This is a genomic window from Latilactobacillus curvatus JCM 1096 = DSM 20019 (assembly GCF_004101845.1).
In the GTDB taxonomy this organism is placed as follows: Bacteria; Bacillota; Bacilli; order Lactobacillales; family Lactobacillaceae; genus Latilactobacillus; species Latilactobacillus curvatus.
Window position 1 is genome coordinate 939,699 of sequence record NZ_CP026116.1, and the last position, 12,648, is coordinate 952,346.

14 protein-coding genes and 1 other annotated feature are annotated in these 12,648 nt (G+C 41.9%); of the genes, 2 read left to right on the top strand and 12 right to left on the bottom strand.

Annotated elements, in window-relative coordinates; all coding sequences use genetic code 11:
• The first annotated feature begins 33 nt into the window (after positions 1–33).
• A complete protein-coding gene (locus LCU_RS04980) occupies positions 34–1,047 on the top strand; it encodes a YhdH/YhfP family quinone oxidoreductase (protein WP_054644051.1) in 1,014 nt (337 codons plus the stop codon).
• On the opposite strand, the gene LCU_RS04985 is transcribed toward LCU_RS04980, so the two are convergent.
• From LCU_RS04985 to LCU_RS05040, 12 genes are all read right to left on the bottom strand, one after another.
• Positions 1,022–1,315 carry a HesB/YadR/YfhF family protein gene (locus tag LCU_RS04985; protein WP_056966050.1) on the bottom strand — a complete coding sequence of 98 codons (294 nt, stop codon included), beginning with the start codon at positions 1,313–1,315 and terminating at the stop codon, positions 1,022–1,024. The genes LCU_RS04980 and LCU_RS04985 overlap by 26 nt on opposite strands.
• A gap of 16 nt (positions 1,316–1,331) precedes the next feature.
• Positions 1,332–1,964: a response regulator gene (locus LCU_RS04990; RefSeq protein ID WP_035185961.1), complete on the bottom strand. Its 633-nt coding sequence runs from the start codon at positions 1,962–1,964 to the stop codon at positions 1,332–1,334.
• Complete coding sequence (locus LCU_RS04995; RefSeq protein ID WP_056966052.1) at positions 1,965–3,029, bottom strand: sensor histidine kinase; 1,065 nt, start codon at positions 3,027–3,029, stop codon at positions 1,965–1,967.
• Entirely contained in the window at positions 3,026–3,784 is a 759-nt protein-coding gene (liaF, locus tag LCU_RS05000) for a cell wall-active antibiotics response protein LiaF (RefSeq protein ID WP_004265216.1), read from the bottom strand. Before liaF ends, LCU_RS04995 begins: the two co-directional genes overlap by 4 nt.
• A 379-nt stretch (positions 3,785–4,163) precedes the next feature.
• A complete protein-coding gene (greA, locus tag LCU_RS05005; protein WP_004265286.1) occupies positions 4,164–4,637 on the bottom strand; it encodes a transcription elongation factor GreA in 474 nt (157 codons plus the stop codon).
• A 76-nt stretch (positions 4,638–4,713) separates the two neighbouring features.
• Complete coding sequence (gene udk / locus LCU_RS05010; protein ID WP_056966054.1) at positions 4,714–5,346, bottom strand: uridine kinase; 633 nt, start codon at positions 5,344–5,346, stop codon at positions 4,714–4,716.
• Positions 5,347–5,432: 86 nt separating this feature from the next.
• Complete coding sequence (gene mltG, locus LCU_RS05015; protein WP_081038309.1) at positions 5,433–6,584, bottom strand: endolytic transglycosylase MltG; 1,152 nt, start codon at positions 6,582–6,584, stop codon at positions 5,433–5,435.
• Positions 6,585–6,668: 84 nt separating this feature from the next.
• Positions 6,669–9,089, bottom strand: coding sequence for a phenylalanine--tRNA ligase subunit beta (pheT, locus tag LCU_RS05020; protein WP_056966057.1), 2,421 nt, complete (start codon positions 9,087–9,089; stop codon positions 6,669–6,671).
• A 3-nt stretch (positions 9,090–9,092) separates the two neighbouring features.
• The gene (gene pheS / locus LCU_RS05025) at positions 9,093–10,139 is read right to left on the bottom strand and encodes a phenylalanine--tRNA ligase subunit alpha (protein WP_004265294.1); all 1,047 of its coding nucleotides are present in this window, start codon (positions 10,137–10,139) and stop codon (positions 9,093–9,095) included.
• A 45-nt stretch (positions 10,140–10,184) separates the two neighbouring features.
• Positions 10,185–10,386: a binding site (T-box leader), on the bottom strand.
• Positions 10,387–10,420: 34 nt separating this feature from the next.
• Positions 10,421–10,777: a winged helix-turn-helix transcriptional regulator gene (locus LCU_RS05030; protein WP_004265207.1), complete on the bottom strand. Its 357-nt coding sequence runs from the start codon at positions 10,775–10,777 to the stop codon at positions 10,421–10,423.
• 77 nt (positions 10,778–10,854) lie between these two features.
• Positions 10,855–11,361, bottom strand: coding sequence for an HD domain-containing protein (locus LCU_RS05035; RefSeq protein ID WP_004265191.1), 507 nt, complete (start codon positions 11,359–11,361; stop codon positions 10,855–10,857).
• 114 nt (positions 11,362–11,475) lie between these two features.
• On the bottom strand, positions 11,476–12,237 hold the full coding sequence (locus LCU_RS05040) for a TrmH family RNA methyltransferase (RefSeq protein WP_039099024.1): 762 nt from the start codon (positions 12,235–12,237) through the stop codon (positions 11,476–11,478).
• Positions 12,238–12,360: 123 nt separating this feature from the next.
• On the opposite strand from LCU_RS05040, the gene LCU_RS05045 reads away from it, so the two are divergent.
• Positions 12,361–12,639, top strand: a complete 279-nt coding sequence (locus LCU_RS05045; RefSeq protein WP_054644053.1) for an acylphosphatase — start codon at positions 12,361–12,363, stop codon at positions 12,637–12,639.
• The last annotated feature ends 9 nt before the right edge of the window (positions 12,640–12,648 follow it).

A 12,648-nucleotide genomic window follows, 5' to 3' on the forward strand; every position in this document is an offset into this window, starting at 1 on the left:
TAAATAATTATTTAGAAATGAGGTTGTAATCATATGGTCGCCTATCAAGCACTCGTTTTAGAACAAACCGATACTACTGTCAGTGCCACTTATCAAACTAAGTTAACGCCAGACCTCGCTAAAGACGGGGTGTTAGTCAAAGTCGCCTATTCTGATATTAACTACAAAGACCGGCTCGCTATGAATCCTAAAAGTGGCGTCTTACGTCACTACCCCATGACACCTGGCGTTGATTTTGCTGGCGAAGTTGTCGAATCGGATAATCCGTTCTTTGAAGCGGGCGATCAGGTGTTATGTACGGGTTATGAAACTGGCATTACAATCGCTGGGGGCTACGCTGAATATGTCAAAGTCCCTAGTGAATGGCTCTTTAAGTTGCCCGAAAATCTTAGTCTTGCTGAAACGATGCAGTTTGGGACGGCCGGTTTCACCGCCGCAATTGCGCTCAGCAAATTATTACGCCAAGCCTTTACAGCCGATCATGACACCCCACTCTTAATTACGGGTGCCACTGGCGGAGTCGGAAGTTTCGCACTTACCATCCTCGCGCAGCTTGGCTTCACAAATCTAACCGCAACTACGCGTGACTTGCAACAAACCGATTATTTATTGCACCTTGGTGCGACCCATGTTATTAATACAGCTGACCTAACTGCTGGTCCGCTTAAAGCGCTCAGCCATCAGACATTCACCGGGGTTATTGATACGCTTGGCGGTCCTGTTTTAGCCCACATCTTACCGCAAGTTTGTGCCGGCGGATTCGTAGCAACTTGTGGCAATGCCGCTGGTGCAACCCTAGAAACAACGGTGATGCCGTTTATTCTACGTGGGATTACCTTAGCCGGAATTGATTCAGTCTATTACCCGCGCAAAGACCGTAAAGAACTCTGGCAATTACTCGCCACGACGTTTAAACCGGAAATTTGGCCAACAGTTAACTTGGTCGCCTTTTCTGATTTAGCCCGAGAACTTAGCCAAAAGACGCATAAAACTGGGCGCGTACTGGTCGCCTTTTTATCGTCTAACGACGTTCAAATTGATACTTAGGTTCTTCAAGCTCTGGATCGTAATCAACCTGTAAATCATAATCGGCAAAAAACCATTCGTCCGATTGACTCGCAAAATAGGTGATACCATCTTTAACAGCCGAACCAATTGGCTGCTCAACAGTAGCGCGTTCCATGCCCAATGAAAAGCCATCATGCACGGCCGTTTGACCATACACTTTGCCAAAAAAGCGGACTGCATCCCCCGATTGTAAGGCTAATTCGTCGCGAAACCATTGACTTGCTGCATCTGACACCTGAATTTGCATGTTGAACTCCTCCTGATTAATCGACTAGTTGGTTCTTAATCGCATAAATTGCCGCTTGGGTGCGATCATCCACTTGTAACTTCGCCAAAATATTTGAAACGTGCGTCTTGACCGTTTTTAACGTAATGAATAATTCATCCGCAATCTCTTGATTACTACGGCCTTTGGCAATCAAGCCTAAGACTTCACGTTCGCGATTAGTTAAGTCTTCATATAGCTTAGGTTCAGCCGGATGTGTTAAGCGATTCATCATCTTATTCGTCACTTCTGGCTCTAAAACCGATTGTCCTTGCGCCGTTTTACGAATCGTATTGGCAATTTCCTCGGCTGTAGAAGTTTTTAATATGTAACTGGCCGCACCGGCTTCAATCGCCGGATAAACTTTCTCATCATCGATAAAACTCGTTAAGATAATGATTTTGGCTTCAGGCCACGCCTTTAAAATCGTTTTGGTGGCCTCAATGCCATCCATCTCAGGCATCACTAAGTCCATTAAAATCGCATCAGGACGTAATGCAAGCGCCTTTTCGACACCTTCTTTACCATTGACGGCTTGATCGACGACATGAATATCGTCTTGAACCCCTAAATACGTTGAGATGCCTAATCGCACCATTTCATGGTCGTCTACTATCAATACATTAATCACTTAATTGGTCTCCTTTAATAGTGGCACTCGAATTTCAACACTCGTTCCCTGGTTAGGCAAACTAATAATTTTTGCCGTCCCTCCAACACTATGGGCCCGTTCGACAATGTTGTTTAACCCATAACTGCCGGCTTTTTGCTCAGCATTCGTATCAAACCCGGTCCCGTCATCAATTACCTTTAGTAAAACACTCTGACCGAGTTGTTTCAAGTATACTTCAATCTCTTGGGCCTTCGCATGCCGTAGTGTGTTTGACAGCAACTCTTGGACAATTCTAAATAAATTATCTTCGATGCCACTTGGTAACGTTATGCTATCAATGTCCCATGTAATCTGAATCGCAATTTTGGTCTTCAATTCGTTCAATAACTGAATGATCCCATCGCGTAAACTCTTGCCTTCCAAATTAACTGGTCGTAGATGCAAGAGTAAGGCCCGCATTTCTGATTGAGCCTCATTTAACACCCGTTCAACTGTCGTTAAGGACTGCAACATCTGCGCGTTATCAGCTTGTTTTTGCGCAACTTCACTGAGTGCCGACAACATCATCGTCGCCGCAAATAGTTGCTGACTCACTGAATCATGTAACTCGCGTGCTAAACGATGCCGTTCTTGCGCTAGAATTTCTTCCTTGGTTTCACCAGCAATCACGGTCGGCCGATCACTATAACTTTGAATCTCTTGTTGTAAGCGTATCATTTTTTGGCGTAATTGTTCAACTGTTTGCTCGATTGACATCGCGTAGTCATTGGTTTCGCTCTGTCTAATCTGAAAAACAGGCGATTCATACTGTCCAGAAAGTAAAAATTGTAACTGGCTTTCAGTATGGGATAATTGCTTACGTACGACAAGATAGACGATTGCGGTAACTAAAAAGCCTACTGCCATTGCGGCCACCACAATATAAACAATCAGTGGTACATAGAATAATTGCTTCGTGGCCAAACTAATCAGCCATTGTTCCTGATGCGTACTGTAGAAATACGCAAAAAATAACGCCACTGAAAACAGAAGCGTCAACAAACTCGTGCTGATCCATATAAAGCTCCGCGTTAACTTGCTCATACTAAGATCACCTCAAGATCACCAATCATTACGTTGGTAATGATTTTAAGGTGGCGACTTTCTTCATCATAGTTTGTACTATACAACTGAATCGACTCATTTTTCAAATTATAGTGCTGATTGTCGATTGTCACACTCCCTAACATTGCAGAGTGATCAAGATAGACACCGGTCCCGACAGGCACTAAAATCCGTGTCTTTCCAAACCCCTTACGGATGACAATATGGTTGTCATTCTTGGGTAAAATGGTGCTCCCTAAATCGATAATTGTATCACCGGCAGCGACCGCGAAGTTAATATCATCCCATTCAAAAATGTTATTGCCAATTGTCTGATGACCAAACCAACTATGCCGCTTGACTGTTGTCTTTTTCGCGGTGGGTTCCGTCGTATTAACGGGAATAAATTTTTTCTTGCGCCAAGGGGCATTATCAAACAACTGATTCATATTGCGGCTGCTAAACTGTCCCATTCGGCTATGATTTAAGGCTAAAAAGACGACCGCAACAATAATCATTAACCATAACGAGAAATTAATTAACAGTGGTACCGTAACAGCTACGCAACCGACCATCGTTAACAAAGTCGTCCAGACACCGATTTTACCTTTACTACGACGTTTGTTGGCCCAGACTAAGAGTAAAATACCTGCAATGATGAACACTAAATTTGCGGGTATCGTAATCATCTGCCAAATGAACGTCCCGAAGATAATCGCTTCTATTATTAAAAAAACGCGCCAGATAAACGGCATATTTACGGTCTCCTTTCAACTGATTAATATTATTATACAAGCAAACCAGATAAACACCAATCCGTCTCAAGGCTGATTAACGAATTAACGGCAAAATAAAAAAGCCACGGGATTGATTTCCGTGGCTTTTTTGAAACGTGCTTTTTGGCTGCAACAACTTCTGCTTAATCTAAAATTGGCAGTCATCCTAAAATCTGGATGACTGCCAATTTTGTATTAATGCTCAGTTGCTAACCGCACCCAAAAGCACTCTATTCTTAAACGTGCTTTTTCGAACAACCTTTTCCGGTTAACTACAAAACGGGCGTCATGGTCAAAATTCGACCATAACACCCGTTTTTACGTTAATCCTCAAAGACTAACCCGTTCGAAACGCACTTTATTTAACTTCTGTAATTGTGACGTGCATGTCGCCGCCTGGTGTTTGCACAGCTACTTTATCACCAACGTGTTTGCCAAGTAATGCTTGGGCAATTGGTGAATCATTTGAAATTTTACCACTGAATGGGTCTGATTCTGCAGCACCAACGATTTGGTAAGTTTCTTCTTCACCATCTTCGTCGTCTGTAAAGCTAACTGTTTTACCAACAGCAATTTCATCAGCTGCGATGCTATCAACATCGATTACTTCTGCAAAGCGTAACATATTCTCAACTTCTGCGATGCGTGTTTCCAATGAGCTTTGTTCATCTTTAGCTGATTCATATTCAGAGTTTTCTGATAAATCACCAAAGCTCCGTGCAATTTTAATCCGGTCAATGACTTCTGGTCGTTTTACCATTTTGAGTGTTTCTAGTTCTTCGGCTAACTTTTCTTTGCCTTCTGCAGTCATTGGATAAGTTTTTTGTACCATTTTATCCACCTCTTTATTTTAATTAATAATACTGACTATCTTAATTACTGTGTACGTCCTTGTCAAATCTCAATCTTTAATCGGCATTTAGGATTGATTGAATCTTTGTTACAAGTAAATCAATGGCCACGCGATTATTGCCACCTTCTGGGACAATTAAATCAGCGTAACGCTTGGTTGGTTCAATGAATTCATGGAACATGGGTTTTACCGTCTTAAGATATTGGCCAACCACATCATCAAACGTTCGACCACGGCTTTCCATATCGCGATGCATCCGTCTTAATAACCGAATATCATCATCAGTATCCACATAAACCTTAATATCCATCAAATCCCGTAACCGGGCATCAGCCAATACAAGAATCCCCTCCAAGATAATAACATCTTGCGGTTCAACCCGTTGAATTTCCTCCGTCCGATTATGAATTTTATAATCATAGACCGGTTGTTCAATGGCTTGATGATTTTTTAACATTAATGCTTGTTCGATTAATAAATCGTTGTCAAAAGCATCTGGATGATCATAATTCGTTTGTTGGCGTTGTTCAAACGGAACATCTTGCCGTTTGTAATACGCATCTTGTGGTAATAACATCACTGAGTGATTCGCAAATTTTTGGGCGATAGCCTGGCTAACGGTTGTTTTCCCGCTACCGGACCCGCCTGTAACGCCGATAATGATGGGTGCTTTTTTTTGACTGGACATGGGACGCTCCTTTTATTCTCAACTTCTTTTTGGGCAAACAGAAGTCGACCTCCAATAGCGGTCGACTTCGATAATCCTAAATGAACCTAATCTTCAATCGAATCTGTTGTATCGTTATGTTGTTCGAAGGTTCTTGAGTAATATACTTTACCTGTCTTCAAGTTAGCAACAAAGTAGAGATAATTTTGATCACGATCAGCTGGATTCAAGACGGCTGTGACAGACTGTAAACTAGGTGAGTTAAACGGTCCTGGGCCATAACCTTTATTGATATATAAGTTATATGGTGAATCGACTTTAGTATCTTTGTTATAAAGGTGTGTCTTGTGGGTATTTAATGCATACATTACTGAAATATCAGATTGAATTGGCATATCGATGTCTAAACGGTTAAAGAAGACACCGGCAATCTTTTGGCGATCGACGGCTGTGACCCCTTCACGTTCAACCAATGAAGCTAGCGTTAACGTTTGTTGAACGGTTAACTTCTTATCCTTAATGGTTGCATAATAAGGTTGCATCTTTTGATCCATCGTTGAAACCATTTCGGTGATAATTTCTTTTAATGTACTATCTTTATAAACTTCGTAAGTGGCTGGGAAAAGGTACCCTTCTAAGTGATAGCGGACATCCTTTTGAGCCATTGTTGATGACAATAATGCAGGGTATTTCTTCTCTAAACTTGCTAAGAATTGCTTATCATTCGCTTGTTTGATGAAGGCTGCTTTAGAGAATTTTGTTTGTTTACCAACTTCGGCCGCAATTTCTTCTAAAGTGACCCCTTCTTTAACTAACAATTTGCCCTTCACATCGCGAGGACGGGTTGGTGTGCCTTCTTTTTGTAAGTTAGAGATGATCTTATCTAACCCCATTGATTGTTTCAACACATGATAACCGGCTTGGAAATCCGAGAAATTATGAGTCTTCACATAATAATTAAAGACTGGCGCGCTTCGAATTAATTTTTTATCCTGCAAAATAGCAGCGATTTGTTTATTCGTTGAGCCGTTGGGAATGCGCACGGTAATTTCTTGTTTTGCTTTGGTGTCGTATGGTTTAAGAGATGCTTGTACGTAGCGATATCCCATGAATCCAATAATGACAACAAGCGCTAACAGAATACCGATAATCCAATAGACAATTTTATTTGCTGCTTTTTTTTCTGCACGGCGTTCTTCGTACAATGATTGTGCCGCTTTTTCTTGATTTACTGGCTCCTTTTGATCAACTTTCTTCAAAGGATGACCTCCTAATTGCTCTTTTAAATACAATCCTTAAAACATTATACCAAATTATTCAAAAATTGCATTAAAGATTCGAGATTAACGGATTTTGGCATCAAAAGTAGCAACTAATTCAGCGACTACTTTTTCAAAAGCAGCGTTAACTTCTTCTTCTGTTAAAGTAGCTGCCTCATTGAGGTACGTTAAGGTGTAAGCCATTGACTTCTCACCAGCCTCAATATGACTCCCTGCGTAAACATCGAAAAGTTCAACTGAAACTAAGTGGGCGCCACCCTTTGCTTTGATGGCTTCAACAATTGCGGCATTTGAAACTTGATCAGACACCTGAATTGCAATATCCCGCGTTACTTCAGGGAATTTAGGTGCTGGTTTAGCAATCACTGTTTGGGTTGGCAAGGCTAGGATTTGTGCTAAATCTAATTGGAAAACATAAGTTTCTTTTAAATGATTAGCTTTCGCAACTGCTGGATGAATTTGACCAACAAATCCAACCAGTTGTTCACCAACGTAAATGGCTGCCGTTCGGCCAGGATGCATTTCTGGATAAGCTTGTGTTGGTTGATAACTGATTGCATCCGCTAAGTTGTAACTTGCCATCAACATTTCAACCACACCTTTGATTGTGTAGAAATCAACTGGTGCTGCGGCAGCTTGCCAAGTCTTCATTTGGCGATTGCCACTCATTAAGCCAGCCACATATTCAATTTCTGTTGGCCGAACTTGGTCGTCTGCTTGTTTTAAAAATACCCGTCCTTGTTCGTATAGTGCAAGATCAGTTTGTTTACGTGCCACATTGTAAGCAGCATCGTCCAATAAACCAGTAATCAAGTTCATGCGTAAGTGCGCATGATCTTGCGTCATTGGCCAATCAAGTGCTGTCAGCACCGAATCAACAAGCGTAAATTGACGCGCTTTTTCAGGGGTCGTTAATGCATAACTAATTGCTTGCGTTAAACCAGCACCTTCAAGTGTATGCCGGGTTTTACGGAGTGCCTTTTGTTCAGTCGTTAATGCCCCGGTTGTCATATCGCCAGTTGGCAATGTGCTTGGTAAGTTATCGTAACCGTATAAACGAGCGACTTCTTCAATGATATCCGCTTGGATTTCAATATCCCAACGCCGTGGTGGAATGGTTACTGTTAAATGATTATCAGTATTGACCACACTAAAACCAAATCGTTCTAATAATTCAACAATTGTTTGCGTTGCAATCTCTGTGCCTAAGACGCGATTAATCCGGTCAGCTTCGATTTCAATCACTTTGTCAGTTGGCACTAAGTTAGTTGGGCTAACCGTACCAGCAGTCACTTGCCCATTACCAAGGTCTGCCATCATCATAGCAGCAGCATCTAAGGCTGTTTGAACATCAGCAACATTCACGCCTTTTTCAAACCGTGATGACGCATCTGAACGCAAGTTATGGCGTTGAGCCGTTTTACGAACTGCAGTTGGTGCAAAAACTGCGGCTTCGATAATCACATTTTTCGTATCAGCAGTAATTTGTGAGTTCAAACCACCCATGACCCCTGCTAGCGCAATTGGTCGATGACCATCTGTAATGACGATATCTTCATTTGTTAAGTCATGTTTGCCTTCATCAAGGGTCGTTAATTTTTCGCCCGTCTTGGCTAAACGAACTTCGATTTGTTTGTGATCACCCGTTAGAGCATCCGCATCAAACGCGTGTAAAGGTTGCCCATACGTTAACATCATGTAGTTCGTCACATCAACAAGGTTATTAATGGGGCGAATGCCAGCATTCCATAAACGCGTCTGTAGCCACATTGGACTTGGTTGGACGGTCACGTTTTGCAACATACGCAAGTGATAACTTGGTGCTAATTGTTCATCAGCAACTTGAGCAGTCAATTGATCAGCTGTTTGAACGTTGCTTTCAGTCACTACGATATCTTCAAAATGAGGTGTCAATGATTCAATGGCGGCCACTTCATGGGCCACACCGTGGATGCCAAGCGTATCGGCTCGGTTAGCGGTGAGGTCAAGATCGAGAATGTAATCAGTCATCCCAAGAGCTTCATAAACTTCTGTCCCAGGTTCAATTGCTTCTGGGAAGACAAAGATGCCATCAACATATTCCTTAGGCACAACGCTATCGGCAAAGCCAATTTCTTGTAAGCCACAAATCATCCCCATTGAAACCACGCCGCGCATCTTGCCTTTTTTAATCTTAACGTTGTCAGCAATCCGAGAATTAGGTAATGCAACGACTACATATTGGCCAGCAGCGACATTGGGTGCACCACAAACAATTTGGAAGGGTTCATCTTCACCAACATCCACTTGGCAAACATTCAAGTGATCAGAATCCGGATGGGGTTCACAACTTAAAATATGTCCCACCACAATTTTTTTCAAGCCCGCGCTCTTTTGCGCGACATCAGCCACTTCAATCCCTGTTCGGGTAATTTTTTCAGCCAATGCCTCTGGGGCAGTTGTTAAATCTAAATAATCTTTTAACCAGTTGTAAGAAACTTTCATGGTCTAGCCCTCCTGTGTGAATTGATTTAAGAATCGAACGTCATTTAAGTAGAAGTTCCGGATATCATCCACACCATATTTCAACATTGCAAAGCGATCAACCCCGAGCCCAAAGGCGAATCCACCATAGACATCTGAGTCGACACCGCCGGCTTTTAAGACGTTCGGATGTGTCATCCCAGCCCCTAAAACTTCAATCCAGCCAGTTTGCTTGCAGACATTACAGCCTTTACCATCACAACGGAAACAAGAAATATCCACTTCAACAGATGGTTCCGTGAATGGAAAGTAACTTGGCCGGAAACGTAAATCACGGTCTTCACCAAAAATATGGTGAATCGTATATTCTAAGGTTCCCTTTAAGTCTGCCATTGTAATGTTTTTATCAATCACTTGGCCTTCCATTTGATAGAATTGATGCGAATGCGTTGCATCATCTGTATCACGGCGGTAAACACGGCCGGGACTAATCATCTTAATGGGACCATTAGCAAAGTCATGGTTTTCCAAGTCACGTGCTTCATTGGGTGACATGTGCGTGCGCATCAATAAATCATTAGTAATATAGAACGTATCTTGCATATCACGGGCTGGATGATTAGCTGGCATGTTTAACATTTCAAAGTTATGTTTTTCATCTTCCACTTCATAGCCAGCAACGACTTGATAACCCATTCCGATAAATAAATCTTCTAAATCATCAATCACTTGAGTTAAGACATGCGGGGTCCCTTTTTTGACCGGTTGGCCAGGTAATGTAACATCTAATGTTTCGTGAGCCAGTTGGGCTGCTGCCTTCTTGGCTTCTAATTCTGCCTTCCGGGTTTCGATTGCTTCTGCCAAATCACTCTTGATTTCATTAGCAAATGCCCCCACCTTAGGTCGTTCTTCATTACTTAAATCACGCATGCCGCGTAAAACTTCTGTAATCGGTCCTTTTTTACCGAGCACTTCCACTCGAATTTGATTTAACGCCTCTAAATCAACAACTCTTTGAATTTCTTGCAGACTCTTTTGCTGTAAGTTTTCTAATTGTTCCTTCAATGACATTGCAATTCCTCCTTATTTTTTTCAACAAAAAAAGCCCGTCCCTCAAAAAGGGACGAAGCTTCGCGGTACCACCCTAGTTTACGACCATTCCAGTCATACACTCAAGTTTGCGCTAACGGGCAATACCGGACCAATGGTCAACTCAGAAAGTGAACTTCACCTAAACTTAGTTGAATAACTTGCAGTCAACTGATTATTCTCCCTGAAAACTAATGATTAGGTTACTCTTTTTCGTCTTTGTTTAATAATTGTATTTTAACGTAAATAACCGCAATTAGCAACTAGGCTTCTGTCGCATACCAGTCGTTTGACCAATCGTGAATAGCAGCCATTACTGGCGCTAATTCTTCACCTTTAGTGGTCAATCGATATTCAATCAACGCAGAATCATCACTGGTAATCCGCGCAACAATGCCTTCTTGTTCTAGTTCCTTCAATCGTTCAACCAATACGCGATCACTGCACTTAGGCACACTGTGCACTAAGTTTTTAAACCGTTGTGCCCCGTTTTCTAATAGGACATCGATAATCAGGCCGTTCCACTTCTTACCTAGAATTGAAAAAGTCTTTTCAAATTTAGGACACAGTTGGAAGGCCTCTTGACAGTCAGCATTTGCGTTTTCTTTTACAATCACCATTATTTTCACCTCACACTTATTAATAAGAAGTGTACTGAAAAAGGCTGCAAAAAGCAACCTATCAGCTTGAAGCATCTTTACTTGTTAATTGCCGGTGTTTGGCGGAGAACTTTTTGTTTAAATTTCGTCCACATTGGTGTACAAAATTCCGTCACAGCACAATAATCATCGACTATCGATACAATGTAACTTTCCTTATATTTCGGACGACTAACAGTTGCGCCCCACATGTGTTTAACGATGATGTCTTTTTCTTTAGGTGAGAGTTCTGTTAATTTTTCGGCATTCCGAAGCGCAATGCGCGGATGGATATAAGCATGTGTGCCTAAATCGAACTTCGTATCACGCCAGTCATAATAGAATAAATCATGTAATAAGCCCGCGCGTGCAATTGCTCGCGTATCAAGATGCCACTTCTTGGCAAGTTCATAACTGCGATAAGAGACGCTTAGCGAATGTTCCAAACGATCTGAATGATGATGTTGCGTATAGTTCGCTAATTTTTGGACTTCATCTTTAGCTAATAAATCGGCAATTAGAGCCATGTAATCCGCGTCATCGTACCATTTTGCTGTTGAATTCATTCAAAGACTCCTGACATTTTTTAAATTCAAATTCTGCCACAAGGATAACAGCTTTTCGTTCAAAAAAGAAGTTAAACGCCTTAAAAAGTTACATTTGTTAGAAAAAATTAAGAATTAAGCTTCAATCAACTTGAACATTAAAATCCCAGCTGCGACTGCCACGTTTAATGATTCAGCATTCCCTGGAATTGGGATGTAAATATTTTGCGTTGTGGCTGCTAAGACGTTTTCATTCACGCCGTTCCCTTCATTACCTAGAATCAAGGCCATGTCATTTGCTTTAGGCACATCTTGATAACTGATGGCCTCTGGATTTAATTCCGTTCCATAAACTGGGACGTCTTGCGAATTGAATTTCTTCATCCAGTCCATCAAGTTACCTTGATAAATTGGTAAATGGAAGTGACTGCCTTGCATTGACCGCAAGAGTTTTGGATTATACAAGTCAACACTGCCATTGCCTAAAACAACGCCGGCAAAGTCTGCTGCGTCGGCTGTCCGAATCATTGTGCCGATATTACCAGGATCTTGAACAGCATCTAATAATAAGTAACGACCCGTTAATTTTTCTGGTACCGGTGTTTCAGACATTTCAACAACGGCAAAAATGCCTTGGGGTGCTTTAGTTTCACTCAAGTGTTGCGCCACTTCTGGTGCAATTTCAAAAGTTTCATCGTAAAGACCGCGCAATGCGCGTTCGTCCACATATTTTTCAGTGGCGAAAACTTGGCGGATGACGGCCTTATTTTGGATTGCTTCTTGGACTAAATGCCAGCCCTCTAGTAGATACGTATTTTCTTTACGTTGGTTTTTCTTAACGGTTAATTTCTTAGCCGCCTTAATTTTAGTGTTTTGATTCGATTGAATGTATTCCATGTTGTGCTCCAGTCTATTTAGTACTTTCTATTATACGCGACTTAGTGGGTAAATTCTATCAAGGGTCGCTTTTTAATCGCCAAATCGGGTTGAACAGCTTACAATGAAGAGGAGGTGATGACAATGCAAAATGCAATTCAACTTGAAGTCTATGGCCGCGTGCAAGGCGTCGGATTTCGCTGGATGACCAAATTGGTCGCCGATAAACTCCATATCACAGGTACCGTTGCCAATCGTGACGACGGCTCCGTTAAAATTATTGCGATGGGCCCAGCAGACGCACTCGAAAAATTTATCGGTGCTGTCAAAGCTTCTCCCACCCCTAGTGGGCGCGTCGACCGTGTCATTCAAACACCGCTCGAAAATGTGTCAGCGTGTCATAAATTTTCGGTTGTCAGTTGAAAAACCTAG

Bases quoted from the DNA above. Each gene is read 5' to 3' on its own strand.
- LCU_RS04980 (WP_054644051.1), top strand. From the start codon at position 34: ATGGTCGCCTATCAAGCACTCGTTTTAGAACAAACCGATACTACTGTC.
- LCU_RS04985 (WP_056966050.1), bottom strand. From the start codon at position 1,315: ATGCAAATTCAGGTGTCAGATGCAGCAAGTCAATGGTTTCGCGACGAA.
- LCU_RS04995 (WP_056966052.1), bottom strand. From the start codon at position 3,029: ATGAGCAAGTTAACGCGGAGCTTTATATGGATCAGCACGAGTTTGTTG.
- liaF (WP_004265216.1), bottom strand. From the start codon at position 3,784: ATGCCGTTTATCTGGCGCGTTTTTTTAATAATAGAAGCGATTATCTTC.
- greA (WP_004265286.1), bottom strand. From the start codon at position 4,637: ATGGTACAAAAAACTTATCCAATGACTGCAGAAGGCAAAGAAAAGTTA.
- udk (WP_056966054.1), bottom strand. From the start codon at position 5,346: ATGTCCAGTCAAAAAAAAGCACCCATCATTATCGGCGTTACAGGCGGG.
- pheT (WP_056966057.1), bottom strand. From the start codon at position 9,089: ATGAAAGTTTCTTACAACTGGTTAAAAGATTATTTAGATTTAACAACT.
- pheS (WP_004265294.1), bottom strand. From the start codon at position 10,139: ATGTCATTGAAGGAACAATTAGAAAACTTACAGCAAAAGAGTCTGCAA.
- LCU_RS05030 (WP_004265207.1), bottom strand. From the start codon at position 10,777: ATGGTGATTGTAAAAGAAAACGCAAATGCTGACTGTCAAGAGGCCTTC.
- LCU_RS05035 (WP_004265191.1), bottom strand. From the start codon at position 11,361: ATGAATTCAACAGCAAAATGGTACGATGACGCGGATTACATGGCTCTA.
- LCU_RS05040 (WP_039099024.1), bottom strand. From the start codon at position 12,237: ATGGAATACATTCAATCGAATCAAAACACTAAAATTAAGGCGGCTAAG.
- LCU_RS05045 (WP_054644053.1), top strand. From the start codon at position 12,361: ATGCAAAATGCAATTCAACTTGAAGTCTATGGCCGCGTGCAAGGCGTC.